Below are 26,814 nucleotides of genomic sequence, written 5' to 3' on the forward strand. Positions count from 1 at the left end.
TTTATTTCTCACTATCGACCAGGCCACGCACAAAGGCACGCTGCATGGCTAACACGATAATTACCGGAGGGATGAGCGTCAGCAGCATGGCTGCCATCACCTGATTCCATTGGGTGGTACCTTCGCCGGTGGCGATCATGCCTTTGATGCCCGCTACCGCAGTGCCCAGGTTGACATCGGTAATAATTAACAACGGCCACAAATACTGGTTCCAGCCGTAAATAAAGGTGATCACGAACAGCGCCGCCAGATTGGTTTTTGACAGCGGTAGCACGATATCGCGGAAAAAGCGCATCGGTGACGCGCCGTCAATACGCGCCGCTTCAACCAGCTCATCCGGCAGGGTCATAAAGAACTGACGGAACAGGAAGGTCGCGGTAGCCGACGCCATCAGCGGCAGCGTCAGGCCCGCGTAGCTGTCGAGCATTTTCAGGTTGGCGATCACTTCTACCGTCGGGAAAATACGCACCTCAACCGGCAGCATCAGGGTGATAAAAATCATCCAGAAGAACAGATTGCGCAGCGGAAAGCGAAACCAGACGATGGCGAATGCGGAGAGCATAGATACGGTGATTTTCCCCACCGTAATACTGAACGCCATGATGAAACTGTTGAGCATCATCAGCCAGAACGGCGCGCTGTTGACGCCCACGCCGTTGACCCAGATGTATTTCATGTTTTCCAGCAACTGCGTGCCGGGAATCAGCGTCATCGGCGTTTCAAATACCGCTTTGTTGTCCAGCGTCGCCGCGACAAACGCGACGTACAACGGGAACAGGATCACCATGATTCCCAGCATTAGCATGGTATGGCTGAATATTGTCAGCCCACGACGGTTCTCAATCATTGGTAACGCACCTTACTTTCCACATAGCGGAACTGCACCACCGTCAAAATAATGACCAGGAACATCAGCACCACCGACTGCGCGGCTGACGCAGAGAGATCCAGGCCGACAAAGCCTTCACGATAGATCTTATAAATCAACGTCGTGGTCGCCTGTACCGGCCCACCTGCCGTGGCGGCGTCGATCACCGGGAAGGTGTCAAAGAAGGCATACACCAGATTCACCACCAGCAAAAAGAAACTGACCGGCGCAATCAGCGGCAGCGCTAATTTAAAGAAGCGGCGAACCGGTCCTGCGCCATCAATCGCGGCGGCTTCGATCAGCGACCGGGGAATAGATTGCAGTGCGGCAAAGAAGAACAGGAAGTTGTAACTAATCTGCTTCCAGACCGACGCGAACACCACCAGAAACATGGCCTGACCGCTGTTTTGCGCGTGATTCCAGTCATAGCCAAACTCAGCGAGCAAATGGGTGATCAGCCCGCGACCCGGGTTAAACAGGAAGATCCACAGTACGGCGGCAACGGCGGGCGCAACGGCGTAGGGCAACAGCATCAACGTCTGGTAAAAACGGCTACCGCGCACGACATAATTCACCAGCGCAGCAAAAAACAGCGACACCAGCAGGCCGCTTACCGTAACCAGCGTACTGAACTTTATCGTCGTCCAGAACGAATCAAGGTAGTACGGGTCATGGAACAGCGCGACAAAGTTTTCCAGTCCGACAAACTGGCTGGAAAGGCCAAAAGGATCAACGCTTTGTAGCGAGTACCACAGCGCTTCACCGGCGGGCCAGATAAAGAAAATAACGGTGATAACCAACTGCGGGGCCACCAGTAAATAGGGGAGCCAGCGCGAGCGGAACACCGGACGGGATGAGGACATGAAGGTTTTTTTCCTGGAAGGTGCCGGATGGCGGTGCAAGCACCTTATCCGGCCTACAAACGCTGTAGGCCTGATAAGCGCAGCGCCATCAGGCACTTATACACTTAAGATTTGGTCGATTGCTCAAAGCGGCGCAGTAACTGATTGCCACGCTCAACCGCGGCATCCAACGCCTGCTGTGGGGTTTTCTTTCCAGTCCACACGCTTTCCAGCTCTTCATCCACGATGGTACGGATCTGCGGCATGTTGCCCAGACGCAGCCCTTTAGTGAACGGCAACGGCGGTTTGTTCAGCATCTGACGGGTGGCGATATCGGCCCCGGGGTTCTTATCATAGAAGCCCTGCTCGCGAGTCAGATCGTACGCGGCGGTGGTGATCGGCAGATAGCCGGTCTTCTGATGCCATTCGGCAGCAATCTCTGGTTTTGCGAGGAAATTAAGGAATTGCGCCACACCTTCGTAGGTGGCTTTGTCTTTACCCTGCATCACCCACAGACTGGCTCCACCGATAATCGCGTTCTGCGGTGCGCCCTTCACATCGGCATCGTACGGCATCATGCCGACGCCATAGTTGAATTTGGCGTAGTGACGGATGTCGGCCAGAGAACCTGAAGAAGCGGTAGTAATGGCGCAATCCCCGTTGTAGAACTTCTCGGTGGATTCATCTTTACGTCCAAAGTAGCTGAAGTCGCCCTTTTTATTCAGCTCTTCCAGTAGTGCAATGTGTTTCACCTGCTCCGGTTTATTGAACTCCAGCACCGCATCAGTACCGTCAAAACCGTTGTTTTTGGTGGCGACCGGCAGACCGTTCCAGGCGCTGAAGTTTTCAATCTGGATCCAGCCCTGCCAACCGCTGGCATAGCCACACTTCATACCTGCGGCTTTCAGCTTCGCGGTGTATTCCGCCAGATCCTGCCAGGTTTTTGGCGGCTGCTCAGGATCTAAACCGGCTTTTTTGAAGGCATCTTTGTTGTAATACAGCACCGGCGTGGAGCTGTTAAACGGCTGGGAGAGTAAATGTCCGCTTTTCGAGTCAGTGTAATAACCGGAAACCGTCGGCACGAACTGAGATTCATCAAAGTTAATACCGGCCTCTTTGAATACTTCATAGACCGGTTTAATGGCTTTCGAGGCCATCATCGTTGCCGTCCCCACTTCATAAACCTGCAGCAGCGCAGGCGCGTTTCCGGTACGGAAGGCGGCAATACCTGCGCTCAGGCTTTGCTCATAGTTGCCTTTATACTGTGGAACAATTTTGTAGTCGGGATTGGCGGCATTAAAACGTTGCGCCAGTGAATCAACTTCTTTACCCAGTTCGCCTTCCATTGAGTGCCAGAACGGGATGGTGGTGACTGCCAGCGCCTGACCTGCAAATGCCAGGCTAAGTGCCAGTCCTAAAGCTGTATGTCGTAACGATATCATCGGTTATCTCTCTTGTTGTGCCGGATGCGCGATATCACGCGTTTTATGCTCGCGGGGGTAACATGACATGCTCGAATGACAGAAAAATAACTTTTTTATTACAAAAAAAAGATAGTAAGGCGACAAACAGATGGCAAGGCGGTGAAAGCGGAGTGACAGGAAAATGCGGGGTGGAGCACAACAAAGCCGGGGAGGTGCCTTACCCGGCCCATAAAAAGATTTGCCGTACAGATGAGATCACTCAGGCTGTGCGAACGTAAACTCCAGCGCCAGACCCAGGACCTGCATACCGTGGATATTATCTTCCGGCGATATCGCCACCAGACTTTCCAGAAACTTGAGCCGTCGCGACTGGGCGTTAATGATGAGCTTTCCTCGTAACGCAGGAAGCTTCAGCGAAGTGATGGGATAAACCACACGGCCAACGACTTCAACCGGCAGCTTGCGTAAGTCGACCTGCTGCAGCACACCAACAGAAGAGTACAGCAATGCAACAGGCGTAACGGCAAGCAACGGCGCGCTACTGATACTCACGAAATCCAGAAGTAGCTCGGGGCGCAGATAGTGCAGTCCATTAAAAGAGACCGTGACACCGTCTATTGCGGGCATGGGCAGCACGTCAGTTTGACGCGGTAAATCATTCATTCAATTACCATTGACTCAAGATATACATCAAGCCGTTGATTATGCAGCAAATAACCTATACTTGCTGGGACAAGGCTCGCAATACCTGCAGATTTAGCTAGCGACGTTACCTGACACGCTGCCCATTGACTCCGGTAACGTTAATCCCGACGCCAGCGTCGCTCAAATTCATTCTGTAAACGCTGCTGTTCCCGCCGCTCACGTTCACGTTGGATATCTGATTTTTCATCTTCCCAGCCAGGGCATACCGAGCTGGTGAATACTTCGCAGGGCGAGCTGGATTGTGCCAACGGGTTGGCCGGTTTCTCTTCCCAGATAGATGGATCGCGCGGGTCGAACGTTTGCGGTTCCAGTGCCTGAACACCAGATGCAAACGCCAATAACAGAGTTCCAATCATCATGCAGGTACCTGAACGTATCATCCTTTCTCCATGTTCATGTTATTATTGATAACCATTCTCAATAATAACATAACGCGATAAAAAGGGGCCATCAGGCCCCTTAGCTCTTAAGAGAAATCTTAACCGCCCAGATAAGCGCTACGCACCGCTTCATTCGCCAGTAGCGCATCGCCGGTGTCTTCCAGTACCACATGACCGTTTTCCAGCACGTAGCCGCGGTCGGCGAGTTTCAGCGCCTGGTTGGCGTTCTGCTCGACGAGGAAGATGGTCATCCCCTGCTCGCGCAACTGCTCGATAGTATTAAAGATCTGCTGGATGATAATCGGCGCCAGACCCAGCGACGGCTCATCAAGCAACAATAGCCGGGGCTGGCTCATCAGCGCACGACCTATCGCCAGCATCTGCTGTTCACCGCCGGACATGGTGCCCGCACGCTGAATGCGACGCTCATGCAGGCGCGGAAACAGGTCATACACCCATTTGATACGTTCCTGAAACTGGTCCTTCTCGGCAAAGAAACCGCCCATCGCCAGGTTCTCTTCCACCGTCATGCGCGAAAACACACGACGCCCTTCCGGGACGATCGCCACCGCTTCACGCATGATTTTAGCCGTTTGCCAGTCGGTAATGTCTTTACCATCAAAGACAATGCGTCCGCTGGTCGCGCGTGGGTCGCCGCATAACGTACCGAGCAGGGTGGTTTTCCCCGCGCCGTTGGCACCGATAAGCGTTACGATTTCACCCTGATTGATATACAGGCTCACCTCGTGCAGCGCCTGAATTTTGCCGTAGTGGGCGCTGACTTTATCGAACGATAACATCGCCTTATCCATATTATGCCTCGCCCCCATTATGCTTCACCTAAATAGGCGCGGATCACGTCCGGGTTATTACGAATCTGTTCCGGCGTCCCGTTCGCCAGCGGCGTGCCCTGGTTCACCACGTAAATACGGTCGGAAATGCCCATCACCAGTTTCATATCGTGCTCAATCAACAGAATGGTGGTGTTGTGATGGTTGCGCAGCTCGGCAATCAGCTCGTCCAGCTCTTTGGTCTCTTTCGGGTTGAGGCCAGCGGCAGGCTCGTCAAGCATCAGGATCTCCGGTTGCGTCACCATGCAGCGGGCGATCTCCAGACGACGCTGGTCACCGTAGGCGAGGTTACTGGCCTGGCGGTTGGCATGCTCCAGCAAACCAATACGCGCAAGCCAGGTAGCAGCGCGATCCAGGGCTTCACTTTGCGCGCGACGGAACGACGGCGTTTTTAACAGACCGGAAAAGACACCGGTTTTCAATTGCTGATGTTGCGCCACCAGCAAGTTTTCAATCACCGTCATTTCGCGAAACAGGCGTACGTGCTGGAAAGTACGCACCACGCCCATACGCGCAATTTGCTGACCCGGCAGCCCTTCCAGATGCTGGTCACGCAGCTTAATCGTCCCACCCGTCGGTTTATAAAAACCGGTCAGGCAGTTAAAGACCGTGGTTTTTCCCGCGCCGTTCGGCCCGATTAACGAGACGATTTCCTGCGGTCTCAGTTCCAGCTCAACGTTGTTCACCGCCAGCAGACCGCCGAAGCGCATCATCAGGCCGTTAACGGATAATAATGGCTGACTCATGCCTGCTCTCCTTTTGCTTCCCCGTTTTTCAGCTTCAACTGCGGACGGGTCATCGGTAACAAGCCCTGCGGACGCCAGATCATCATCAGTACCATCAAACCACCCAGCATTAACATGCTGTATTCATTGAAATCACGCATCAGTTCGCGTGACACCACCAGCAGGATAGCTGCGAGAATGACCGCAAACTGCGAGCCCATTCCACCCAGTACCACAATCGCCAACACAAAGGCCGACTCGGCAAAGGTGAACGATTCCGGGCTGACAAAACCCTGCCGCGCGGCAAACAGCGTGCCGGCAAAACCCGCGAACGCGGCGCTGATGGTAAAGGCGGTCAGCTTGATGCGTGTAGGATTTAAGCCCAGCGAACGGCAGGCGATTTCATCTTCACGCAGCGCTTCCCACGCACGTCCCAGCGGCATGCGCAGCAGACGGTTGATGACAAACAGCGAGAACACCACCAGCAGCAGCGCCACCAGATAGAGGAAAATCACGCGATCGGACGGGTCATACTTCACGTTAAAGAAGTTGCTGAAGGTATCCCAGCCGCCTTCACGCGCGCTGCGGCTGAACTCAAGACCGAAAAAGGTGGGTTTCGGGATCTGGCTAATACCGTTCGGGCCGCCGGTGATTTCGGTGTTGTTGAGCAGCAGGATACGGACGATTTCGCCGAAGCCTAAGGTCACAATCGCCAGATAATCACCGCGCAGACGCAGGACCGGGAAGCCGAGCAGGAACCCCGCAGCGGCAGAAACCAGCCCCGCCAGCGGCAGACAGGTCCAGAAACCGAGGCCGTAATAGTGGTTCAGCAGCGCAAAGGTATAAGCGCCGATGGCATAGAAGCCGCCGTAGCCCAGCACCAGCAGACCGGAAAGCCCCACCACCACGTTTAAGCCGAGGCCGAGGATGATATAAATCATCGTCAGCGTGGCGATATCGACCGTGCCGCGCGAGACCATAAACGGCCATGCCACGGCAATCGCCAGCAGCGCCACCAGAAACAGTTTCTGTTTAACGGTGGAGCCGTCAATCGCTGGCAGAATAAACTTCGGCCCGGAGACGCTCTTCAGACCTTTCTGGAACGCCGGACGCAACAGTTGGAAAAGAAACACGACGCCAGTGCCGATAAACACCCACTGCCAGCGGATATCCGCAGCGGTGTCCACCACCAGTTTGGTGCCGTCCAGCTCTAACTGGACGCCCATGAAGACGCCCGCCAGGATGAAGAACATGGCGGCAGAGAGCAGCGCCATTGCAAAATGCATCGGTTTCATACTTTCTCTACCTCCGGACGACCCAGAATACCGGTCGGCATCACCAGCAGTACCAGAATCAGCAACGCGAACGACACCACGTCTTTGTATTCCGTACTCAGATAAGCAGAGGAAAGCGCTTCGGCAACGCCCAAAATCAGGCCGCCAATCATCGCGCCAGGAATGCTGCCAATGCCGCCCAGTACCGCCGCGGTAAAGGCTTTCATCCCGGCCATAAAGCCGATGTAAGGGTTAATTACGCCATAGAACTGACCGAGCAGCACGCCCGCAACCGCCGCCATTGCCGCACCGATCACAAAGGTCAGCGCAATCACGCGGTCGGTGTTAATGCCGAGCAGGCTGGCCATTTTCAGATCTTCCGCACAGGCGCGGCAGGCACGTCCCATACGCGAATAGCGGATAAACAGCGTCAGTGCCAGCATCGCGAGGAAGGTTACAATCCAGATAACCAACTGCATAGTGGTGATAGATGCAGAGAAGTTATCACTACTGCCGACAGTCCACTGGCCGTTAAACAGGCTGGGCAGCGCCACGTCGCGCGAACCTTCCGTCAGGCTGACGTAGTTTTGCAGGAAGATGGACATCCCGATAGCGGAAATTAGCGCGATCAGGCGCTTGGAGCTGCGCACGGGCCGATACGCCACCCGTTCAATACTCCAGCCGTAGGCGCTGGCAATCACAATCGCGCCGACGAAACCCGCCGCGACCAGTAGCCAACTGGAATCAATCCCCATCATCATTAGCGCAGCGATGATCATAAAGGAGACATAGCTGCCGATCATATACACCTCACCATGGGCGAAGTTGATCATGCCAATAATGCCGTACACCATCGTATAACCGATGGCGATCAGCGCGTAGGTGCTTCCCAGCGTGACGCCGTTAAACATCTGCTGCAAGAAATAGAGGAACTGCTCGGACATAAGGTAACCTTTCTTAACCCGCCCGTTTTGCACGGGCGGTGGGATAACTCGTCTTCAGGTATTACTTCGCGACGGTTGATGAACCATCTGCGTGCCACTGAAAGACACCAAACTCAAATCCCTTCAAATCGCCTTTTTCGTCCCATTTCAGCGGCCCAATCACGGTATCAGCCCCGTGTGCTTTCAGATCTTTCACCAGATCCAGCGGCTCTTTGCTTCCGCTGCGATCCATTGCGCTCGCCAGTGACTGGACGGCTGCATAAGTGATCCACACGTATGGTCCACTTGGATCTTTCTTGTCAGCTTTGAGCGCATCGACAATCGCTTTATTCGCCGGATCCTGGTCATAGCGTTTTGGCATCGTCACCAGCATGCCTTCTGCGGCATCACCGGCGATGTTAGACAGAGAGGCATTACCCACACCCTCTGGCCCCATAAACTGCGTTTTCAGGCCAACGGATCGCGCCTGGCGCAGCATTTGCCCCATTTCCGGGTAGTAGCCGCCGTAATAGACGAAGTCGATATTTTCTTTCTTCAGACGGGCAATCAGCGCAGAGAAATCTTTTTCCCCGGCGGTGATGCCATCAAAGAAGACGATGTTGGCTTTGCCCGCTTTCAGGCTGTCCTGTACCGAACGCGCCAGGCCTTCGCCGTATTGCTGTTTATCATGGATGATGGCGATGCGCTGCGGCTTCACCTTCTCCAGAATGTATTTCGCGGCGGTTGGTCCCTGAGAGGAGTCCAGACCCGCAGTACGCATAATGTGTGCGTAACCGCGCTGTGTCAGTTCCGGGTTAGTGGCGCCCGGGGAAATCATCAGGATCCCTTCGTCTTCATAGATGTCTGACGCTGGCTGAGTCGAAGATGAGCACAGGTGGCCAATAACATACTGAATACCGTCGTTGACGATTTTGTTTGCTACGGCAACGGCCTGTTTTGGATCGCAAGCATCGTCATATTCCACGGCCACCAGCTTGTCGCCTTTGATCCCGCCTTTGGCATTGATATCTTTAATGGCCTGACGTGCGCCATTAAATTCCATATCACCCCACTGCGCGACCGGACCCGACATCGCCCCGACAACAGCCACCTTGATATCTTCTGCCATGACAGCATGCGACATTGCCAGTGCTATCACCCCTGCGATGATTGTTTTCGCATTCCGTTTCATTAACTGAATCCCCATTCGTGACGTAATTAATATTTTGTATTTATGTGGTTAAAAAGCAGACTGTGCTTTTTTTGAACTGCACTATTTTTACCAGTCTCATTAATGGGTTAGCGCAGTTTTTTAAGCAAAATCAGACTAAAATCTCTATATTTCAGTCGATTAAGAAAAGATAATATTCTGCTTTTCACTATAGATAAACAAAAAAAAGCACGTTTGTCAGCATAAAATAACGGTACAAAGAGCGGAATAAAATGCTGCATTCCAGGGTATTATCCTGCCTGTTTTTCAATCTCTAATGTTTCAAACTGTCATTACCGTTGTCGCAAAACTATTAACCTGGTTAATCGCATAAAAAAGAGAAAGCATCCGGGCGAATTATTTCGGTACACTGATCTCATCTTTTGTGATTTGGACATGCTGCTAATGAAGCTGACCATCGTTCGTTTAAACAACTTTAGCGCCCAGGATCTGATTGATCTGGGCAAAATCTGGCCGGAATATTCCGCCTCATCATTAAGCGTAGATGAAACGCACCGGATCTACGCCGCGCGTTTTAACGAGCGTCTGTTAGGCGCAGTACGTGTCACCCTGAGCGGCACACAAGGTGCTCTGGATTCGTTGCGCGTACGTGAAATCACCCGTCGTCGCGGCGTCGGGCAGTATTTGATCGAAGAGGTGATCCGTGAAAACCCAAGTGTGAGTTCATGGTGGATGGCAGATGTAGGCGTTGAAGACCGCAGCGTGATGGCCGCGTTTATGCAGGCGTTAGGCTTTACAGCCCAGGCGGATGGCTGGGAGAAAAGATAAAAAAACCACCTCGCAATTTTCCAGGTATGTAGGCCGGGTAAGGCGAAGCCGCCACCCGGCACTCAATTACTTGGCGTCGGTCGCCGTACCATTAGCATGCCAGTCAAACACGCCGAATTCGAAGCCTTTCAGATCGCCCTTCTCGTCCCAGGACAGCGGCCCCATTACGGTTTCTACTGAGTTTGCTTTCAGGTACTTGGCAATTTCAGCCGGATCGTCAGACTGGTTCAGGCCGGCCTGCAAGGATTGCAGCGCGGCGTAAGTGGTCCACACGAATGCGCCACTTGGATCCTGTTTCTTGGCCTTGATAGCATCCACAATCGGTTTGTTCGCTGGCACCTGGTCGTAGTTCTTCGGCTTGGTTACCAGTAAGCCTTCCGCAGACTCACCCGCGATGTTAGACAGCGACACGTTCGCTACCCCTTCCGGACCCATAAACTGGGTTTTCAGACCTGCGGCACGAGACTGACGCAGGATCTGCCCCATTTCCGGGTGATAACCACCGTAGTAAACGAAATCGATATTCTCTTTCTTCAGGCGCGCTACCAGCGTCGAGAAGTCTTTTTCACCGGCGGTAATCCCGTCAAAGAACACCACGTTGGCGTTGCCTTTCTTCAGGCCGTCCTGCACCGCACGCGCCAGACCTTCACCGTACTGCTGCTTATCGTGAATGATGGCAATGCGTTGCGGTTTCACTTTTTCCAGAATGTATTTGGCGGCAGTTGGCCCCTGATCGGAATCCAGGCCGGTGGTGCGCATCACCAGCTTATAACCACGCGCGGTCAGCTCCGGTGCCGTCGCTGCCGGGGTGATCATCAGAATGCCTTCATCTTCATAGATATCTGACGCGGGCTGGGTAGAAGATGAGCACAGATGGCCGATAACGTATTTAATCCCGTCGTTGACCACTTTGTTCGCGACCGCTACCGCTTGTTTCGGGTCACAGGCATCGTCATATTTCACCACGACCAGTTTGTCACCTTTTACCCCGCCCTTAGCGTTGATATCCGCAATCGCCTGCTCTGCGCCAGTAAACTCCTGATCGCCATACTGCGCTACCGGACCGGACATTGCGCCGACAACGGCCACTTTAATATCCTTAGCAAACGCCATATTGCTCAAAGACAGGGCGATACATCCTGCCAATAACGCTTTACCCTTCATATTCATCCTGACAATCCCCATTATTGTGGTTATTACGTGTGTTGTGATGTTGTTGTTCAGCACTTTATTTCGATTATTGGATAGCCGCACGTGCTTTAGCAGCATACTCTGCTAAAACATACCCGATTTTTATTATTTTGGAATAGCTAAATTTACATCCAGATAACAAATTCGTGTCTGTGGAGGGGAGGAAAGGAAAGGTCGTAGGCCCGATAAGCAAAGCGCCATCGGGCAAAGGTGTTGCCGGATGGCAGCGTAAACGCCTTATCCAGCCTACAAAAAACAAAACCCCCGAATTCACATTCGAGGGTTCATTGGCAATGCGCGAAGATTACGCTTCGATCGCCGCGCGCAGTTTTTTCATGGCGTTCTTTTCAAGCTGACGAACACGTTCAGCGGAAACGCCGTAGCGATCGGCCAGTTCCTGCAACGTCGACTTGTTGTCTTCGTCCAGCCAACGGGCGCGGATGATATCCTGGCTACGTTCGTCCAGACCTTCCATGGCGTGAGTCAGTTTGTTCGCGGCCTGATCTTCCCAGTTATCTTCTTCAATGCCATCGGCAAAGTTAGAGGATTTATCCTGCAGATACAGAACCGGCGCCATCGGCTGGCTGTCAGACTCGTCGTCTGAAGACATATCAAACGTCATGTCCTGCGCCGCCATACGGGATTCCATTTCGCGCACGTCTTTGCTGGAAACACCCAGCTCACGAGCCACCATTTCAACTTCGTCCTGGTTGAACCAACCCAGACGCTGCTTGGTTTTACGCAAGTTAAAGAACAGCTTACGCTGTGCTTTAGTGGTCGCGACTTTCACGATACGCCAGTTACGCAGAACGTATTCATGGATCTCAGCTTTGATCCAGTGCACGGCGAAAGAAACCAGGCGCACACCCACTTCCGGGTTGAAACGGCGCACGGCTTTCATCAGGCCGATATTACCTTCCTGAATCAGATCCGCCTGCGGCAGGCCATAGCCCGCGTAGTTACGAGCAATATGAACAACAAAGCGCAGGTGAGACAGGATCAGCGTTTTAGCTGCTTCCAGATCGCCCTGGTAATGCAGCTTTTCAGCCAGCGCCCGCTCCTCGTCAGCCGACAACATCGGCCACGCGTTCGCAGCCCGGATGTAAGACTCCAGGTTACCAACAGGGGCTAAAGCTAAATTTTGCATTTCTTTGGTCATTCAAATCCTCTCAATCTTTTCATCTGGCGCGTTGGCAAAAACTAATTAACAAAAACCAGTAGCAACAACCATGCCAGAGCTTATGAGCAACGAGAATATCATTCAATCTTTTATCAGACAGTGATTTTATCCACAAGTTCCATGTCGTAATGTGTATAGATTACGCACAAAATGTGACATCACAATGAATACGCCGGGAAGAGATAACAGGGACTCTTTCCCTGCAGAGCGAACTACTCAGTGCAGGGAAAGATTATACCAGAGATTTTTTAATCGGGGGTAAAGTGGCGTAAATGTTGAACCGTGGCAAGCCAGGCTGCCACCCAGCCGATCATTGAGCACACCAGCAGTAACAACAGGCACTCGTCGAATGATAAGCCATTGATATCAAACTTAGTTCCAAAGACCTGCGCCACTTCAGTAACCGCTGACGACAGACGCATCACCAAAATTTCTGACAAAATCAGTGAAAGAAATGCGCCGGAAAAACCGAGCAGCGCGCCGCCGTAAAGGAATGGGCGCAGGATAAATCCGTCGGTTGCGCCAATCAGCTTCTGCACGTTAATGGTATCGCGACGCGCAAAAATACTCAGGCGCACGCTGTTACCAATGACGAGGAAGACCGCCGCCACCATCAGCACGCCAATCATCGCGGATACGCGCCCCACGAGTCCCGTCAGCGCCGCCAGACGAGCAAACCAGCTGTCATCCATTCGCACTTCATCAATACCGTTGATTTGTGCAATACGGTCGCGCAGGGTGTTCAGCGACTCCGTCCCCTGGAAGTCCAGTTTCGGGATAACTACCGCTACGGCAGGAAGCGGGTTCTCTTCCAGCATGTCCAGCGCGCCGCCAAAACCGGACCAGTTACGGAATTCGCCCAGCGCATCTTCGCGGGAAAGATAATTTACTTTCTCAACGCCCTGTTCGGCCTGCAACTGACCAACCACCCGCGCCGCCGCGTCATCATCCAGCGTTTTTTGCAGATAGACGGTGATTTGCGGCGAAGGATAATACTGGCTTGCCGCCTGGTTTACGTTTTTATAAACCATGTAGCACACGCTTGGCAGCGTCAGGGAGATGGCGATCACCATTACCGTGAGGAACGTCGCCAACGGCTTACTTTTCAAGTCCTGCAACGCGCCATGGAACGCATAGCGCACCTGCTCGTTAAAAACGTTGGTTTTACGTGAGTTCGGTTTTGGCGCGGCTTTCGCTCGTTTTGGCGCATTGCGACCACCGTCACCCGGCGCGCCGCCTGATTTACGAAAACGATCCAGTCGGCCACCGAACTGTTTGATTTGATTGATAGCGTCACGTCTATTCATGCGCCAGGCCTCCATGCAGGTGTCCATCACTCAGGACCAGCTGGCGGTAGGAGCGACGGGAGATCAGTCCAATGTCATGCGTGGCCATTAATACCGTGACCCCGACGCGGTTAAACTCTTCGAACAGGCGCAGGATCCCTTCCGACAGCGCGTCATCCAGGTTCCCCGTCGGTTCATCCGCCAGCAGTACCGCAGGTTTATTCACCACCGCGCGGGCGATACCCACGCGCTGTTGTTCACCGCCAGAGAGCTGAATCGGGAAGTTTTTCGCTTTGTCCAACAGCCCGACCTTATCCAGTGCCGCTGACACGCGACGACGAATATCGTCCCCGCTGGCGCCCGCGATGATCAGCGGGATTGCCACGTTGTCAAATACGGTTCTGTCCATCAACAGGTGGTGATCCTGAAAAATCATGCCAATCTGACGACGCAGAAACGGCACTTCACGGTTTTTCAAACGGCTGATGTCATGCCCGCTGAAGTAGATTTTCCCGGCGCTGGGCCGTTCAATTCCACAGATCAGCTTCAGCAGGGTACTTTTACCCGCACCAGAGTGGCCGGTCAGAAACGCCATCTCGCCAGGCTGCATATGGAAGGTCACTCCCTGCAGCGCTTGTCTCCCACCGAGATAGGCCTTGCTGACATGTTCAAAGCGAATCATTGTTAATCCTCTCGGGCAAAAAGTGCCTCTATAAAATCGTCCGCTTTAAACGGACGTAAATCCTCGATACGTTCGCCCACACCAATATAGCGGATAGGGATGCCAAACTGATCGGCAACCGAGAAGATGACCCCACCCTTCGCCGTACCGTCCAGCTTGGTCAGGGTGATACCGGTTAAGCCCACCGCTTCATGGAACAGTTTGGCCTGGCTTATCGCATTCTGCCCGGTACTGGCGTCGATAGTCAGCATAACTTCATGCGGCGCCTCTTCGTCGAGCTTCTTCATGACGCGAACGATTTTTTTCAGTTCTTCCATCAGGTGCGATTTGTTCTGCAAACGCCCTGCGGTATCAGCGATCAGCACGTCTACGTTACGTGCCTTCGCGGCCTGGATGGCATCAAAGATAACGGAGGCGGAATCCGCACCGGTATGCTGTGCAATCACCGGAATATTGTTACGCTGACCCCAGACCTGCAACTGCTCTACCGCTGCCGCACGGAAGGTATCGCCCGCCGCCAGCATCACCGTTTTACCCTGCTGCTCAAACTGACGCGCCAGCTTACCAATGGTAGTCGTTTTACCCACGCCGTTTACGCCAACCATTAAGATAACAAATGGCGTTTTACCCTCGACGTTCAGCGGCTCATCAACCTTCGCCAGGATCTCGCCCATCTCATCTTTCAGCAGGCCATACAGCGCTTCAGCATCTTTGAGCTGCTTGCGGCTAGCGCCTTCCGTCAGATTCGCAATAATCTTACGGGTCGTTTCTACGCCCACATCCGCAATCAGCAACTGCTCTTCCAGCTCTTCAAACAGATCATCGTCGATCTTTTTACCGCGGAACAGACTGATAAATCCGGAACCGAGGTTTTCTTTTGTTTTCAGCAGACTGCGTTTCAGACGCGCAAAGAAACCTTCTTTAGTTGGTTTTTCCTGCTCCTGGACAGCCTCTTCTTCTACCGGTTTTTCAACGGCAGGTTCTTCAACCGGCACCACCATGACGGCTTCTTCCGCCGCCTCGGCAGCCAGGGCCTGCGCTTCCAGTTCTTCGTCAGTCAGTTGCGGTTCGTTTTCGGCTTCTTCTTCAACCGCCTCGACGATTTCGACAGTTTCCGCTTCAGCCTGCCACTCTTCGGCAGAAACATCTGCGGTTTTCACCTCTTCCGGCAGCGGCAATTCTTCGCGTTCGATAACCGCCGCCGCAGGGGTTTCCACTTCAGGTTCAACAGTGGATTCAGCAACCGCCTCAGCCTCCGGCTGCGGTTGCCCGGCAACAGGCGCTGCTTCCGGCTGCAGTTTTTCGATTTCCGCAACTTGTTCCGTGACTTCAACAACTTCAGCAGCAAAGGCTTGTGTTTGTGCCTCGCTACGGGTTTCCTCGGCGCGCGGCTGTTCGTCAACGACGGTAGTTTCTTCAGCAACCGGTTGTTGTTCTTCGTTTTTTAGTTCTGTCTCGTTTTCCGGTGCCTGCTCTTTTTGACCAAAGCCCAGCCAGGAAAAAAAGCCACGTTTTTTCTCTTTCGCCATTTGCGACTACACTCCCCCGCTGTTGCTTCATGGCACAGCGTCAACGCTATGTACATAGCAGCTAAAAAAATGATGAAATAGTCTATCACTTATACCCAATGAATTTCGAGTTACGTCAAGGCGGCAAGCGCACGAATCCCGATGAGCTTACTTTTAGTAAGTGATTCGGGTGAGTAAGTGCAGCCAACGAAGAGGTAACTTGAAAGGCGAAGGGTTAACTTAACTCACATCACCGCCTGGAATGACATGCTATAGGCGGATTGAGCAATAATAGAAATGAAAAAACCGAATCACTCTGGTAGCGGCCAGATCCGCATTATTGGCGGGCAATGGCGTGGCCGTAAACTCCCGGTTCCGGACAGCCCCGGCCTGCGCCCGACCACTGACCGCGTACGCGAAACCTTATTTAACTGGTTGGCCCCGGTAATGGTTGATGCACAGTGCCTGGACTGCTTCGCTGGCAGCGGCGCGTTGGGGCTGGAAGCGCTCTCTCGCTATGCGGCAAATGCGACGCTTCTGGAGATGGATCGCGCGGTATCGCAGCAGTTGCAAAAGAATCTTGCTACGCTGAAGGCAAATCATGCCCGCGTCGTCAACACCAATACGCTGGCGTTCCTGGCCCAACCCGGTACGCCGCATAACGTGGTGTTCGTTGATCCGCCGTTTCGCAAAGGATTACTGGAAGAAACTTTAACGCTTCTGGAAACCCATGGTTGGCTGGCAGATGAAGCGTATATTTACGTTGAGAGCGAAGTCGAAAACGGCCTGCCGCCGGTCCCGGTAAACTGGTCGCTATACCGTGAAAAAGTGGCAGGACAGGTCGCCTACCGCCTGTATCAACGTGAAGCACAAGGAGAGCACGATGCTAATTAATCTGGGACGTCTGTTGATGCTCTGCGTCTGGGCATTTTTACTACTGAATATTTTCCAACCCTTCCCACGCCCGCTTAACATCTTCGTTAACGTCGCGCTGATCTTTATGGTGCTGATGCACGGCATGCAATTAGCGCTGCTAAAAAGCACCATGCCAAAAGATGGCCCGCAGATGACCAGCGGGGAGAAAATCCGCATTTTCCTGTTCGGCGTCTTTGAGCTGCTGGTCTGGCAGAAGAAGATTAAGAACCAGTTGAAGAAGTAACTGTGATGTTTTCGCCCGGCGGCGCGTTGCGAGCCGGGGCGACAAAATTTGTAGGCCGGATAAGGCGTAACCGCCATCCGGCATCAGTCAGATGAAACCTTAGCGTTCAGCCGTAAAATCAATAAAACGCGAACCTTTATAACTCAGCGTGCCCTTGTCTCCGACCGTTAGCGCATGGTACTGCCGGGCATCCAGGCGAAACGTCTGCTCCAGACCGCCGCTTTGCGGCTTAAAGCTGGCTTCATAGCGCATGCTGGTTCCTGCCGGGCTCACTTCCTGTTGACGGGATCGCCGATCGTTAAGTGGTTTTTCCCGCTTATTACTCACTACCACCTGCTTTTGCACCAGCGGTGCTGCATCGTTATCCGCTTTTTCACGCCGCTGCTGGACAAAGCGAAACGACGCGGCGACAACAATTAAGACAATGATAACAATGAAAAAAAGTGGCGGTTTGCTCATAGTATTAACCCATCAGAAAATGCGGAAATAAGCATACATTGCCTGTTATGGTGTTGTCATCTGGCAGTGTCGACCTCTACACTGAACAATAGAGCCGTAAGCACCCCGCTTACGAAAAAATAACGAATTCAAGGAACTAAGATGCTTTGGTCGTTTATCGCTGTCTGCCTTTCCGCATGGCTGTTCGTGGATGCTTCCTATCGTGGGCCCGCCTGGCAACGCTGGGTCTTTAAACCCCTCACTTTACTCCTGCTGGCGCTGCTGGCCTGGCAGGCGCCAATGTTTAACGCCATCAGCTATCTGGTGCTGGCAGGGCTGCTTGCCTCACTGCTGGGCGATGCGCTGACGCTGTTGCCGCGCCAACGTCTGCTCTACGCCGTGGGGGCGTTTTTCCTCTCGCACCTGCTGTATACCATCTACTTCGCCAGCCAAATGACGCTGTCGTTCTTCTGGCCTTTGCCATTGGTATTGGTGGTGCTGGGGGCGTTGCTGATCGCCATCATCTGGACACGGCTGGAAGAGTTGCGTTTAGCCATCTGTACTTTTATCGGCATCACGCTGATGATGGTCTGGATGGCGGGCGAACTGTGGTTCTTCCGTCCCACTGGCCCCGCGCTGTCGGCATTCCTCGGCGCCTCATTATTGTTCATCGGCAATTTTGTCTGGCTGGGTAGCCATTATCGCCGCCGCTTCCGCGCCGATAACGCCATTGCCGCCGCCTGCTACTTCGCCGGACATTTCCTGATTGTTCGTTCGTTGTATCTCTAATATCGCTTGACTCTGGAGTCGACTCCAGAGTGTATCCTTCGGTTAATACGAAATGATTATTAACCGGAGGATGCCATGTCGACGCCCGATGCCCCTGGCAAAAAAGCCCCACAATTTTCTTCATTCAAGCCAGCGCCAGCCCCAAAAAAGGCGGACGACTGCTGCTGCGAAGGAAGTTGCTCCACCCCAACCACCGTATCCGAAAGCGTAATGGGCACCCGTTATTCCTGGAAAGTGGCAGGAATGGACTGTGCCGCCTGCGCCCGAAAAGTGGAAAATGCGGTCCGCCAGGTGAGCGGCGTCAACCAGGTCCAGGTGCTGTTCGCTACCGAAAAACTGGTCGTCGACGCGGGTTCTGATATCCGTCAGCAAGTTGAAAGCGCGGTACAAAAGGCAGGTTATACCCTACGCGATGAACAAGCGCCGGAAGCCGCCCCCGAATCACGGCTGAAAGAGAACCTGCCGCTGATTTCGCTGATAATCATGATGGCGATTAGCTGGGGGCTGGAACAGTTCAATCATCCTTTCGGTCAGATAGCGTTTATCGCCACCACGCTGGTCGGCTTGTATCCCATTGCCCGCCAGGCCCTGCGTCTGATGAAAACCGGCAGCTACTTCGCCATTGAAACGTTGATGAGCGTGGCCGCGATTGGCGCACTGTTTATCGGCGCGACGGCGGAAGCCGCCATGGTGCTACTGCTGTTTTTAATTGGCGAGCGCCTGGAAGGGTGGGCCGCCAGCCGCGCCCGCAAAGGTGTCAGCGCATTGATGGCACTCAAGCCAGAAACCGCCACGCGCCTGCGTAATGGCGAACGTGAAGAGGTCGCAATCAATACGCTCCGGCCTGGCGATGTTATTGAAGTTGCCGCCGGTGGACGTTTACCCGCCGACGGTAAGCTGGTCTCCGGTTTTGCCAGCTTTGATGAAAGCGCCCTGACCGGCGAATCGATCCCGGTTGAACGCGCCACCGGCGAGAAAGTCCCGGCGGGCGCCACCAGCGTAGATCGTCTGGTTACGCTGGAAGTGCTTTCCGAGCCGGGCGCCAGCGCTATCGATCGCATTCTGAAGCTTATTGAAGAAGCGGAAGAACGCCGCGCCCCCATTGAGCGCTTTATTGACCGTTTCAGCCGAATTTATACCCCCGCTATTATGGCGGTTGCGCTGCTGGTTACCCTCGTCCCGCCGCTGCTGTTTGCCGCCTCGTGGCAGGAGTGGATTTATAAAGGACTGACGCTGTTGCTGATTGGCTGCCCGTGCGCGCTGGTTATCTCAACCCCCGCAGCGATTACCTCTGGTCTTGCCGCCGCGGCGCGTCGTGGCGCGTTAATCAAAGGCGGCGCCGCGCTGGAACAGTTGGGCAGAGTCACGCAGGTGGCGTTTGATAAAACCGGCACCCTGACCATCGGTAAACCGCGCGTGACGGCGATCCATCCGGCAAGCGGTATAAATGAGGCTGAACTGCTGGCGCTGGCAGCGGCGGTAGAGCAAGGCGCGACGCACCCACTGGCGCAGGCGATTGTTCGGGAAGCGCAAACGCGCGAGCTGACTATTCCTGTCGCGGAAGAACAGCGGGCGCTGGTTGGCTCCGGAATAGAAGCGCTGATCAACGGCGAGCGCGTGCTGATTTGCGCCGCCGGTAAGCAGCCTGCCGATGCCTTTGCCGGACAGATAAGCGAGCTGGAAAGCGCGGGCCAGACGGTGGTGCTGGTGCTGCGTAACGATACCGTTCTCGGCGTACTGGCCCTACAGGATACGTTGCGCGACGACGCCCGCACTGCCATCAGCGAGCTCAATCAGATCGGCGTGAAAGGGGTGATCCTGACCGGTGATAACCCACGCGCGGCAGCAGCCATTGCCGGGGAGCTGGGTCTGGAATTCAAAGCGGGGTTATTGCCGGAGGATAAGGTGCGAGCCGTTACCTCTCTCAACCAACAGTCGCCGCTGGCAATGGTCGGCGATGGCATCAACGACGCCCCGGCGATGAAAGCGGCGACCATCGGCATTGCCATGGGTAGCGGAACCGACGTCGCCCTGGAAACCGCCGATGCCGCCCTGACCCACAACCGTCTGCGTGGCCTGGTGCAAATGATTCAGCTGGCGCGCGCCACCCATGCCAATATTCGCCAGAACATTGCGATTGCGCTGGGTTTGAAGGGGATTTTCCTCGTCACCACGCTGCTCGGGATAACCGGACTGTGGCTGGCGGTGCTGGCTGATACGGGGGCGACGGTGCTGGTGACCGCGAACGCGCTGCGGTTGTTGCGTAAAGGATAATGTGTGCGCCGGATGCGGCGTTGCCTTATCCGGCCTACAGGTTACACCGTCTTTGTAGGCCGGATGGCGCTTCGCTTAATGACCTTTGCGCACTAAATAGCGGTACGGCAGCGAGTCGGTCTCTTTGGCTACCAGTTCATGCTCCATAAAGGTACAGAAGCCGGGAATGTCGCGGGTTGTCGCCGGATCGTCGGCGACAATCAGCAGCGTTTCACCCGCCTGCATACCGCGCACGGTTTTACGCACCATCATTACAGGTTCCGGGCAGCGTAGTCCCTGAGCATCAAGCGTATGGTCGGGAGAGGTAAACAGATCGCTCATCGTAGTCTCATTCATGCAAAAACGGCGTTATTTTACGCTCTGTTGTGGCGTAAGCCAATCAGGTTAACGATTGCGTGAAAAACAACCATTGCAATGTGCTCTTAAAGCAGTATCATGCGACGGTTTTTTATTGGGTTCCCTCACCCCATCCAACAAAAAGGTCACAATATGACTCCGTTTACACAATCTCAGCGCGTAAAAGCGTTGTTTTGGCTATCGCTATTTCATCTGCTGGTGATCACCTCCAGCAACTATCTGGTACAGCTACCGATCTCCATTTTTGGTTTCCATACCACATGGGGCGCTTTTAGCTTTCCGTTTATTTTCCTCGCGACCGACCTGACCGTGCGTATTTTTGGCGCGCCGTTGGCACGACGTATCATCTTTGCGGTGATGATCCCCGCGCTGCTGATCTCCTATGTTGTTTCATCACTGTTCTATATGGGATCGTGGCAGGGATTCGGCGCGCTGCTGCACTTTAACCTGTTTGTCGCCCGTATCGCCGCCGCCAGCTTTATGGCTTACGCGCTGGGACAAATTCTGGATGTGCATGTCTTTAACCGCCTGCGTCAGAGCCGTCGCTGGTGGCTGGCGCCGACGGCTTCCACGCTGTTTGGCAACATCAGCGATACGTTGGCCTTTTTCTTTATCGCTTTCTGGCGCAGCCCGGATGCCTTTATGGCCGAGCACTGGATGGAAATCGCGCTGGTCGACTACTGCTTCAAAGTACTGATCAGCATTATTTTCTTCCTGCCGATGTACGGCGTGCTGCTGAATATGTTACTGAAAAGGCTGGCAGATAAATCTGAAATATCTGCATTGCAGACGAGTTAAAGGTTCATTTTCCGAGTTGTGATAAGATGGTCGAATGAGCCGTTATGGCCGTTTATCGAAAGGAAGAAGTCAATGCGCAATCTGGTTAAATATGTCGGTATTGGCCTGCTGGTTATGGGGCTTGCGGCCTGTGATAATAGCGATACAAAAGCGCCGGCAGAGGGTGCCGCCGCAGAGAGTAGCGCCACCGGACAACCGGTCAGCCTGCTGGACGGCAAACTCAGTTTTTCCCTGCCAGCGGATATGACCGATCAGAGCGGCAAGCTGGGCACCCAGGCAAACAATATGCACGTGTATTCTGACGCAACCGGCCAGAAAGCGGTGATTGTGATTGTCGGCGACAATACCAACGAAGATCTTGCCGTACTGGCAAAACGTCTGGAAGATCAGCAGCGTAGCCGCGACCCGCAGTTGCAGGTCGTCACCAATAAATCTATTGAGCTGAAAGGCCACACGCTGCAACAGTTAGACAGCATCATCTCGGCCAAAGGCCAGACCGCATACTCTTCCGTAGTGCTGGGTAAAGTGGACAACCAACTGCTGACGCTGCAAATCACGCTGCCGGCTGACGATCAGCAAAAAGCGCAAACGACCGCAGAAAACATCATTAACACGCTGGTTATCCAGTAACGGTTAAGACGAAGACTCGGCCTCCGGTGACGCCACCTGAGGCCGTTTTTTTAGCCGCCAGGTCAGCAGTAGCGCTACCGCCACCAGCCCGGCCGCCGCCAGGTAGATAACCGGTACGCCCGCCCACGTCATGACCAGCCCGGCCAGCGGCCCGGTAACGCCCAGCGATAAATCCATAAACACCGTATAGGTCGCCAGCGCGGCACCCTGATTTTGCTGCGGGACGGCTTTTACCGCCACCACGCCCAGCGCCGGGAAGACCAACGAGAACCCGGCACCTGCCAGCAGAACGCCGATTTTAGCCATCCACGGCATGGAGGCCATGCCGACCAGCAGCAGTCCAACAATCTCGACGCTAAAGCAGATCATCGCGACATTGAGCCCTCCTAACCGGTTGATACCATTTGGGAATAACAAGCGAGTGCCCACAAACGTACAGCTAAAAAGCGTCAGCGCAAAAGCTGCGCCGTCCCAGCCTTTAGCATCATAAAACAGCGTGATAAAGGTGGCGATCACGCCAAATCCGGCGGAGGCCAGCGCCAGCGCCATCCCGTACAACCAAACGCGCCCGAGCACAGCGCGAAACGGTAACGGCTTGCCTTTGCTGGCCTTTACCGCCGGTCGAGGGAGCGCCAAAAGTATCGCCAACAGCGCCACGCCCATCACGGTCAGCGCCAGCCCCTGTAAGCCACCCCAGGCATAACACAGAACACCCAGCGGAGCGCCTATCGCCATCGCGCCATAGGTCACGATGCCGTTCCACGAAATCACCCGTCCGATATGCATCGAGCCAACAACTCCCACGCCCCATAGCGTAGAGCCGGTCCCGGCAAAGCTTTGCCCGATGCCCAGAATCACCCGCCCGATGCATAACAGCAACAAACTTACCAGCGGCCAATCTTGGGTTGATCCTGCCAGCAGGTAACCCAGGCCACTTAAAAAGCAGCCGCACAGTCCGAAGACCACGATTTTTTTCGGCCCCAGCAGATCGGCATAGCGACCGGCATGAGGGCGGCTCAGCAGCGTGGCGAAATATTGCAGGCTGATGACCAGTCCCGCCCAGAAGGCGCTAAATCCCATCACATCATGGACATAGCCGGGCAATACCGCGAGCGGCAGGCCGATGGTCAGATAGCTGGCGAAGTTAAACATCACCACCGAAACAATGCGCAGATTAAGGCGCAAACCGCTTAACGTCGGTTCAGCGACGGGTTCGGGCATGGAAGGTCACCACATTTTCACAACAGTGTTTCATTTCTACCATGTTGCAGACCATAAATCAGCAGCCAGTTTAGGAATAACAGACGCAAGCCAACCGCTACACTTAATGCAAAAACGCAAACAGGAAGAAAACATGACAACCGCTCAGCCCGATAAAACGGGTATGCATATTCTGCTCAAACTGGCCGCTTTGGTGGTGATCCTCGCGGGCATCCATGCCGCGGCGGATATCATTGTGCAACTGTTGCTGGCGCTCTTTTTTGCCATCGTATTGAACCCGCTGGTCACCTGGTTTATTCGCCGAGGGGTGCGTCGCCCGGTAGCCATTACGTTAGTGGTCGTGGTAATGCTGATTGTTCTTACGGCGCTGGTTGGCGTGCTGGCATCGTCGATCACTGAGTTCATGGCCATGCTGCCAAAATACAATAAGGAACTGACGCGCAAAGTTCTGTATCTGCAAGAAATGGTCCCCTTTCTGAACCTGCATATGTCCCCGGAGCGCATGTTGCAGCGTATGGACTCCGACAAACTGATGACCTTCACGACCACGCTAATGACGAGTCTTTCCGGCGCCATGGCCAGCGTCGTCCTGTTGGTAATGACGGTCGTCTTTATGCTGTTTGAAGTGCGCCATGTTCCTTATAAGCTGCGCTTCGCGTTAAACAATCCGCAGATTCATATTGCGGGGCTGCATCGGGCGCTGAAGGGCGTTTCACACTATCTGGCGCTGAAAACGTTGCTCAGCTTATGGACCGGCGCCATTGTCTGGCTGGGGCTGGCGTTGATGGGGATTCAGTTTGCTCTGATGTGGGGCGTGCTGGCATTCCTGCTAAACTACGTGCCCAACATTGGCTCGGTCATTTCCGCCGTCCCGCCAATGATTCAGGCGCTGCTGTTCAACGGCATTTACGAATGCGTGCTGGTTGGCGCGCTGTTTCTGGTCGTGCATATGGTGATTGGTAATATTCTCGAACCCCGTATGATGGGGCACCGCCTGGGATTATCGACGCTGATCGTCTTTCTCTCCCTGTTGGTATGGGGATGGCTGCTCGGCCCGGTCGGCATGTTACTCTCCGTGCCGTTAACCAGCGTGTGTAAAATCTGGATGGAAACCACCAAAGGCGGCAGCAAACTGGCAATTTTGCTCGGACCTGGCAGGCCCAAAAGTCGATTACCGGGATAAACTTGCAAATGGCACGTGAAGAATGATACACAACCCCATTATTACTAAAGGTTAGTCCTGATATGTATCAGCTCGTTCTTGGGAAAGTTTCTGTTTTAAGCGCTGGCGAACTGCCTGCCGCGATGAAAGCGCAAGCGCCGCAAGGTGCTCGCCGGGCACGTTGGCTGGCTGGCCGTGTGCTGCTTTCCCATGCCCTTTCGCCATTGCCGGACATTGTCTACGGCGAGCAAGGAAAACCCGCTTTTCCCGCTGATACGCCGCTGTGGTTCAATCTCAGCCATAGCGGCGATGACATCGTCCTGCTGCTCAGTGACGAAGGGGAAGTCGGCTGCGATATTGAAGTTATTCGCCCCCGCGATAACTGGCAGTCGCTGGCAAATACGGTATTCAGTCTTGGGGAACATGCTGAAGTTGAAGCCGAACGCCCGGAGCAACAGCTGGCGGCGTTCTGGCGCATCTGGACGCGCAAAGAAGCCATAGTAAAACAGCGTGGCGGCAGCGCCTGGCAAATCGTCAGCGTCGATAGCACCGCGCTGACCTCCTCACTCTCCGTCAGCCAGTGCCAGATCGATACCCTGAGCCTGGCGGTGTGCACCCCCACGCCATTTACCCTGACCGCCGACGCCGTGCAGCGTCTGGAAGCCTTAGCGTAAATTTTCCGGGAAGTTTTTCGGCAACTCACTCGCCGCGCAGGCAATCACGTCGTCATTATCTGCCCCGCAGTCGCGCACGAAGGTGATGGTCGCGAACTCATCAATCACCTCGGTTGGATACGCCGGACCCGCATCGCGATACGACATCATCAGCGGAATATGATCATTCTGGAAGCACACCGTTTTTTCCGGATTGTTGATCACCCAGCGCGGGAAAAAGATGGTGCCGTGAAAGAGTTTGTCACCCAGGTTTACGATCAGGCTGACGTCGGTCCCGGTCGGTTCGGTCCAGGAAATTTTATAAACACTCGCCCCTACCCGCACAATATACGCCCGCTGATCTTTCACCCAACGATTACCCACAATACCGCTGTGAATGCGGTAATCCAGCGTGGTCTCATTTTTTACGTAGATCTCGTAATTCCAGCCATTATCGTAGGTATAGACCAGATGTTTGCCGACAAATCCGCTCAAATCATGTTTATCAAAAGCGCTCATATTCGTTCTCCTCTTACTTGATGCGAGGATCTTAACGCTTCAAAAATTGGATGAATAACGCTATGTTTACATCATATTCATTCAATTTTTAGATAAGTTATGCACAAAACAACCCTTGAGCAATGGGCCCTGTTGGAGAAAGTGGTGGAACTGGGCAGCTTTGCGAAAGCCGCGGAAGAGACCAACCGTAGCCAGTCATCGGTAAGCTACAATCTGGCGCTATTGCAGGAGCGACTCGGCGTGACGCTGCTGACGCCGGAAGGCCGCAGGGCGGTGTTGACCCCGGCGGGCGAGCTGTTGCTAGCTCAGGTCAAACCGTTACTGAAGGCCTTTTTATGGGTGGAGACCCGGGCAGCAACGCTGCAAAACGGCACACGAACACGGCTGGATTTGCTGGTCGATAGCATCTTCCCACGCAGACGCCTGTTCGCAATCCTCAAACAGTTTCAGCAGGCGTGGCCGCAAACGCAGGTGCGGCTGACCGAGGTACTGGAAAATGCAGACGACAGGCTGGCAGCGCATGCCGATGCGGACGTAATGGTCCTGACCCGGCGTCAGGATGTGACCGGGCGTGGTGAATGGCTGATGAACATTGACTTCGTGGCCGTTGCCCATCGCGATCACCCACTCTGCACGCTGAATGCGCCGCTGGATGAAGACGCATTACGCGCGTGGCCACTGATTCGCATTGCCGATCGCGACAACCCGCAGCAACCGGTTCGCGATGCCTGGACCTTCTCTACCATTGATGCCGCGATTGATGCAGTGATGTATCAGGTCGGTTACGGCTGGCTGCCTGAGGAGCGTATTCAGACGCAACTGGCCCAGGGGCTTTTACGTCCGCTGCCGTTAAGCCATGGCGCTCGCCGCGCCACGCCGCTGCATCTGATCGTTAAAGATACTCTCGCGCCGCTGGATGAGCAGGTGAGCACGCTACTGCGTTTATTGCGGGAGCATTAACCTTTTCCCCAGAGGC

At 54.2% G+C, this 26,814-nt stretch carries 29 protein-coding genes; 10 read left to right on the top strand and 19 right to left on the bottom strand.

What is annotated here, in order from left to right; all coding sequences use genetic code 11:
- Position 1 precedes the first annotated feature (1 nt).
- From ugpE to livK, 10 genes are all read right to left on the bottom strand, one after another.
- Positions 2-847 (bottom strand): sn-glycerol-3-phosphate ABC transporter permease UgpE, encoded by an 846-nt coding sequence (gene ugpE / locus FOB24_RS23640; protein ID WP_006687455.1) that lies wholly within the window; start codon positions 845-847, stop codon positions 2-4.
- Positions 844-1,731 carry a sn-glycerol-3-phosphate ABC transporter permease UgpA gene (gene ugpA, locus FOB24_RS23645; RefSeq protein WP_085049029.1) on the bottom strand — a complete coding sequence of 296 codons (888 nt, stop codon included), beginning with the start codon at positions 1,729-1,731 and terminating at the stop codon, positions 844-846. Before ugpA ends, ugpE begins: the two co-directional genes overlap by 4 nt.
- 104 nt (positions 1,732-1,835) lie before the next feature.
- Positions 1,836-3,152 carry a sn-glycerol-3-phosphate ABC transporter substrate-binding protein UgpB gene (gene ugpB / locus FOB24_RS23650; protein ID WP_016154831.1) on the bottom strand — a complete coding sequence of 439 codons (1,317 nt, stop codon included), beginning with the start codon at positions 3,150-3,152 and terminating at the stop codon, positions 1,836-1,838.
- Positions 3,153-3,389: 237 nt separating this feature from the next.
- Positions 3,390-3,797, bottom strand: coding sequence for a hypothetical protein (locus tag FOB24_RS23655; protein WP_038634978.1), 408 nt, complete (start codon positions 3,795-3,797; stop codon positions 3,390-3,392).
- A gap of 140 nt (positions 3,798-3,937) precedes the next feature.
- On the bottom strand, positions 3,938-4,219 hold the full coding sequence (locus tag FOB24_RS23660; protein WP_069323776.1) for a hypothetical protein: 282 nt from the start codon (positions 4,217-4,219) through the stop codon (positions 3,938-3,940).
- 98 nt (positions 4,220-4,317) lie between these two features.
- Entirely contained in the window at positions 4,318-5,031 is a 714-nt protein-coding gene (gene livF, locus FOB24_RS23665) for a high-affinity branched-chain amino acid ABC transporter ATP-binding protein LivF (protein ID WP_087856271.1), read from the bottom strand.
- 17 nt (positions 5,032-5,048) lie between these two features.
- A complete protein-coding gene (gene livG / locus FOB24_RS23670; RefSeq protein WP_003827578.1) occupies positions 5,049-5,816 on the bottom strand; it encodes a high-affinity branched-chain amino acid ABC transporter ATP-binding protein LivG in 768 nt (255 codons plus the stop codon).
- Entirely contained in the window at positions 5,813-7,090 is a 1,278-nt protein-coding gene (gene livM, locus FOB24_RS23675) for a branched chain amino acid ABC transporter permease LivM (RefSeq protein WP_150345522.1), read from the bottom strand. Before livM ends, livG begins: the two co-directional genes overlap by 4 nt.
- The gene (gene livH, locus FOB24_RS23680) at positions 7,087-8,013 is read right to left on the bottom strand and encodes a high-affinity branched-chain amino acid ABC transporter permease LivH (RefSeq protein ID WP_003827575.1); all 927 of its coding nucleotides are present in this window, start codon (positions 8,011-8,013) and stop codon (positions 7,087-7,089) included. Before livH ends, livM begins: the two co-directional genes overlap by 4 nt.
- A 61-nt stretch (positions 8,014-8,074) precedes the next feature.
- On the bottom strand, positions 8,075-9,184 hold the full coding sequence (gene livK / locus FOB24_RS23685; RefSeq protein WP_085049032.1) for a high-affinity branched-chain amino acid ABC transporter substrate-binding protein LivK: 1,110 nt from the start codon (positions 9,182-9,184) through the stop codon (positions 8,075-8,077).
- 423 nt (positions 9,185-9,607) lie between these two features.
- On the opposite strand from livK, the gene panM reads away from it, so the two are divergent.
- Positions 9,608-9,991, top strand: coding sequence for an aspartate 1-decarboxylase autocleavage activator PanM (gene panM, locus FOB24_RS23690; protein WP_038634992.1), 384 nt, complete (start codon positions 9,608-9,610; stop codon positions 9,989-9,991).
- Between the two features lie 66 nt (positions 9,992-10,057).
- On the opposite strand, the gene livJ is transcribed toward panM, so the two are convergent.
- The 5 genes from livJ to ftsY all read right to left on the bottom strand — a co-directional run bounded on the left by livJ (position 10,058) and on the right by ftsY (position 15,859).
- Entirely contained in the window at positions 10,058-11,161 is a 1,104-nt protein-coding gene (gene livJ / locus FOB24_RS23695) for a branched chain amino acid ABC transporter substrate-binding protein LivJ (protein WP_139815584.1), read from the bottom strand.
- A 325-nt stretch (positions 11,162-11,486) separates the two neighbouring features.
- Positions 11,487-12,341, bottom strand: a complete 855-nt coding sequence (gene rpoH, locus FOB24_RS23700; RefSeq protein ID WP_038634997.1) for an RNA polymerase sigma factor RpoH — start codon at positions 12,339-12,341, stop codon at positions 11,487-11,489.
- Between the two features lie 269 nt (positions 12,342-12,610).
- Positions 12,611-13,669, bottom strand: a complete 1,059-nt coding sequence (ftsX, locus tag FOB24_RS23705; protein ID WP_038635001.1) for a permease-like cell division protein FtsX — start codon at positions 13,667-13,669, stop codon at positions 12,611-12,613.
- Positions 13,662-14,330 (bottom strand): cell division ATP-binding protein FtsE, encoded by a 669-nt coding sequence (ftsE, locus tag FOB24_RS23710; protein ID WP_006687468.1) that lies wholly within the window; start codon positions 14,328-14,330, stop codon positions 13,662-13,664. Before ftsE ends, ftsX begins: the two co-directional genes overlap by 8 nt.
- Positions 14,331-14,332: 2 nt before the next feature.
- Positions 14,333-15,859 (bottom strand): signal recognition particle-docking protein FtsY, encoded by a 1,527-nt coding sequence (gene ftsY, locus FOB24_RS23715; RefSeq protein ID WP_085049033.1) that lies wholly within the window; start codon positions 15,857-15,859, stop codon positions 14,333-14,335.
- A gap of 276 nt (positions 15,860-16,135) precedes the next feature.
- On the opposite strand from ftsY, the gene rsmD reads away from it, so the two are divergent.
- Together rsmD and FOB24_RS23725 are read left to right on the top strand one after the other, a co-directional pair.
- A complete protein-coding gene (gene rsmD / locus FOB24_RS23720; RefSeq protein WP_150345523.1) occupies positions 16,136-16,732 on the top strand; it encodes a 16S rRNA (guanine(966)-N(2))-methyltransferase in 597 nt (198 codons plus the stop codon).
- Positions 16,722-16,997 carry a DUF1145 family protein gene (locus tag FOB24_RS23725; protein ID WP_038635009.1) on the top strand — a complete coding sequence of 92 codons (276 nt, stop codon included), beginning with the start codon at positions 16,722-16,724 and terminating at the stop codon, positions 16,995-16,997. Before rsmD ends, FOB24_RS23725 begins: the two co-directional genes overlap by 11 nt.
- 99 nt (positions 16,998-17,096) lie before the next feature.
- On the opposite strand, the gene FOB24_RS23730 is transcribed toward FOB24_RS23725, so the two are convergent.
- Complete coding sequence (locus FOB24_RS23730; protein WP_038635012.1) at positions 17,097-17,456, bottom strand: DUF2500 domain-containing protein; 360 nt, start codon at positions 17,454-17,456, stop codon at positions 17,097-17,099.
- A 141-nt stretch (positions 17,457-17,597) separates the two neighbouring features.
- Between FOB24_RS23730 and FOB24_RS23735 the strand changes: the two genes are divergently transcribed.
- Both FOB24_RS23735 and zntA read left to right on the top strand, forming a co-directional pair.
- Positions 17,598-18,224, top strand: a complete 627-nt coding sequence (locus FOB24_RS23735) for a lysoplasmalogenase (protein ID WP_038635015.1) — start codon at positions 17,598-17,600, stop codon at positions 18,222-18,224.
- A gap of 75 nt (positions 18,225-18,299) precedes the next feature.
- The gene (gene zntA / locus FOB24_RS23740; protein ID WP_150345524.1) at positions 18,300-20,498 is read left to right on the top strand and encodes a Zn(II)/Cd(II)/Pb(II) translocating P-type ATPase ZntA; all 2,199 of its coding nucleotides are present in this window, start codon (positions 18,300-18,302) and stop codon (positions 20,496-20,498) included.
- Between the two features lie 75 nt (positions 20,499-20,573).
- Here the strand turns inward: zntA and tusA are convergent, their stop codons facing one another.
- Positions 20,574-20,819: a sulfurtransferase TusA gene (tusA, locus tag FOB24_RS23745; protein ID WP_038635021.1), complete on the bottom strand. Its 246-nt coding sequence runs from the start codon at positions 20,817-20,819 to the stop codon at positions 20,574-20,576.
- A gap of 168 nt (positions 20,820-20,987) precedes the next feature.
- Here tusA and FOB24_RS23750 point away from each other — a divergent pair, with 168 nt between their 5' ends.
- Positions 20,988-21,653, top strand: coding sequence for a 7-cyano-7-deazaguanine/7-aminomethyl-7-deazaguanine transporter (locus FOB24_RS23750; RefSeq protein WP_038635023.1), 666 nt, complete (start codon positions 20,988-20,990; stop codon positions 21,651-21,653).
- A 72-nt stretch (positions 21,654-21,725) separates the two neighbouring features.
- Complete coding sequence (locus FOB24_RS23755; RefSeq protein WP_016154847.1) at positions 21,726-22,283, top strand: DcrB family lipoprotein; 558 nt, start codon at positions 21,726-21,728, stop codon at positions 22,281-22,283.
- Between the two features lie 3 nt (positions 22,284-22,286).
- Here FOB24_RS23755 and FOB24_RS23760 read toward each other — a convergent pair whose 3' ends face one another.
- A complete protein-coding gene (locus tag FOB24_RS23760) occupies positions 22,287-23,504 on the bottom strand; it encodes an MFS transporter (protein WP_038635029.1) in 1,218 nt (405 codons plus the stop codon).
- A gap of 133 nt (positions 23,505-23,637) precedes the next feature.
- On the opposite strand from FOB24_RS23760, the gene FOB24_RS23765 reads away from it, so the two are divergent.
- Entirely contained in the window at positions 23,638-24,687 is a 1,050-nt protein-coding gene (locus FOB24_RS23765) for an AI-2E family transporter (protein WP_032940622.1), read from the top strand.
- A gap of 62 nt (positions 24,688-24,749) precedes the next feature.
- Positions 24,750-25,340: a 4'-phosphopantetheinyl transferase AcpT gene (gene acpT / locus FOB24_RS23770; protein WP_150345525.1), complete on the top strand. Its 591-nt coding sequence runs from the start codon at positions 24,750-24,752 to the stop codon at positions 25,338-25,340.
- On the opposite strand, the gene FOB24_RS23775 is transcribed toward acpT, so the two are convergent.
- On the bottom strand, positions 25,332-25,838 hold the full coding sequence (locus FOB24_RS23775; RefSeq protein ID WP_038635035.1) for a phenolic acid decarboxylase: 507 nt from the start codon (positions 25,836-25,838) through the stop codon (positions 25,332-25,334). The genes acpT and FOB24_RS23775 overlap by 9 nt on opposite strands.
- 99 nt (positions 25,839-25,937) lie before the next feature.
- Here FOB24_RS23775 and FOB24_RS23780 point away from each other — a divergent pair, with 99 nt between their 5' ends.
- Entirely contained in the window at positions 25,938-26,798 is an 861-nt protein-coding gene (locus tag FOB24_RS23780; protein ID WP_038635037.1) for a LysR family transcriptional regulator, read from the top strand.
- The last annotated feature ends 16 nt before the right edge of the window (positions 26,799-26,814 follow it).

The sequence above is a fragment of the Citrobacter werkmanii genome (genome assembly GCF_008693645.1).
Lineage (GTDB): Bacteria > Pseudomonadota > Gammaproteobacteria > Enterobacterales > Enterobacteriaceae > Citrobacter > Citrobacter werkmanii.

Bases quoted from the DNA above. Each gene is read 5' to 3' on its own strand.
- ugpE (WP_006687455.1), bottom strand. From the start codon at position 847: ATGATTGAGAACCGTCGTGGGCTGACAATATTCAGCCATACCATGCTA.
- ugpA (WP_085049029.1), bottom strand. From the start codon at position 1,731: ATGTCCTCATCCCGTCCGGTGTTCCGCTCGCGCTGGCTCCCCTATTTA.
- ugpB (WP_016154831.1), bottom strand. From the start codon at position 3,152: ATGATATCGTTACGACATACAGCTTTAGGACTGGCACTTAGCCTGGCA.
- FOB24_RS23655 (WP_038634978.1), bottom strand. From the start codon at position 3,797: ATGAATGATTTACCGCGTCAAACTGACGTGCTGCCCATGCCCGCAATA.
- FOB24_RS23660 (WP_069323776.1), bottom strand. From the start codon at position 4,219: ATGATACGTTCAGGTACCTGCATGATGATTGGAACTCTGTTATTGGCG.
- livF (WP_087856271.1), bottom strand. From the start codon at position 5,031: ATGGATAAGGCGATGTTATCGTTCGATAAAGTCAGCGCCCACTACGGC.
- livG (WP_003827578.1), bottom strand. From the start codon at position 5,816: ATGAGTCAGCCATTATTATCCGTTAACGGCCTGATGATGCGCTTCGGC.
- livM (WP_150345522.1), bottom strand. From the start codon at position 7,090: ATGAAACCGATGCATTTTGCAATGGCGCTGCTCTCTGCCGCCATGTTC.
- livH (WP_003827575.1), bottom strand. From the start codon at position 8,013: ATGTCCGAGCAGTTCCTCTATTTCTTGCAGCAGATGTTTAACGGCGTC.
- livK (WP_085049032.1), bottom strand. From the start codon at position 9,184: ATGAAACGGAATGCGAAAACAATCATCGCAGGGGTGATAGCACTGGCA.
- panM (WP_038634992.1), top strand. From the start codon at position 9,608: ATGAAGCTGACCATCGTTCGTTTAAACAACTTTAGCGCCCAGGATCTG.
- livJ (WP_139815584.1), bottom strand. From the start codon at position 11,161: ATGAATATGAAGGGTAAAGCGTTATTGGCAGGATGTATCGCCCTGTCT.
- rpoH (WP_038634997.1), bottom strand. From the start codon at position 12,341: ATGACCAAAGAAATGCAAAATTTAGCTTTAGCCCCTGTTGGTAACCTG.
- ftsX (WP_038635001.1), bottom strand. From the start codon at position 13,669: ATGAATAGACGTGACGCTATCAATCAAATCAAACAGTTCGGTGGCCGA.
- ftsE (WP_006687468.1), bottom strand. From the start codon at position 14,330: ATGATTCGCTTTGAACATGTCAGCAAGGCCTATCTCGGTGGGAGACAA.
- ftsY (WP_085049033.1), bottom strand. From the start codon at position 15,859: ATGGCGAAAGAGAAAAAACGTGGCTTTTTTTCCTGGCTGGGCTTTGGT.
- rsmD (WP_150345523.1), top strand. From the start codon at position 16,136: ATGAAAAAACCGAATCACTCTGGTAGCGGCCAGATCCGCATTATTGGC.
- FOB24_RS23725 (WP_038635009.1), top strand. From the start codon at position 16,722: ATGCTAATTAATCTGGGACGTCTGTTGATGCTCTGCGTCTGGGCATTT.
- FOB24_RS23730 (WP_038635012.1), bottom strand. From the start codon at position 17,456: ATGAGCAAACCGCCACTTTTTTTCATTGTTATCATTGTCTTAATTGTT.
- FOB24_RS23735 (WP_038635015.1), top strand. From the start codon at position 17,598: ATGCTTTGGTCGTTTATCGCTGTCTGCCTTTCCGCATGGCTGTTCGTG.
- zntA (WP_150345524.1), top strand. From the start codon at position 18,300: ATGTCGACGCCCGATGCCCCTGGCAAAAAAGCCCCACAATTTTCTTCA.
- tusA (WP_038635021.1), bottom strand. From the start codon at position 20,819: ATGAGCGATCTGTTTACCTCTCCCGACCATACGCTTGATGCTCAGGGA.
- FOB24_RS23750 (WP_038635023.1), top strand. From the start codon at position 20,988: ATGACTCCGTTTACACAATCTCAGCGCGTAAAAGCGTTGTTTTGGCTA.
- FOB24_RS23755 (WP_016154847.1), top strand. From the start codon at position 21,726: ATGCGCAATCTGGTTAAATATGTCGGTATTGGCCTGCTGGTTATGGGG.
- FOB24_RS23760 (WP_038635029.1), bottom strand. From the start codon at position 23,504: ATGCCCGAACCCGTCGCTGAACCGACGTTAAGCGGTTTGCGCCTTAAT.
- FOB24_RS23765 (WP_032940622.1), top strand. From the start codon at position 23,638: ATGACAACCGCTCAGCCCGATAAAACGGGTATGCATATTCTGCTCAAA.
- acpT (WP_150345525.1), top strand. From the start codon at position 24,750: ATGTATCAGCTCGTTCTTGGGAAAGTTTCTGTTTTAAGCGCTGGCGAA.
- FOB24_RS23775 (WP_038635035.1), bottom strand. From the start codon at position 25,838: ATGAGCGCTTTTGATAAACATGATTTGAGCGGATTTGTCGGCAAACAT.
- FOB24_RS23780 (WP_038635037.1), top strand. From the start codon at position 25,938: ATGCACAAAACAACCCTTGAGCAATGGGCCCTGTTGGAGAAAGTGGTG.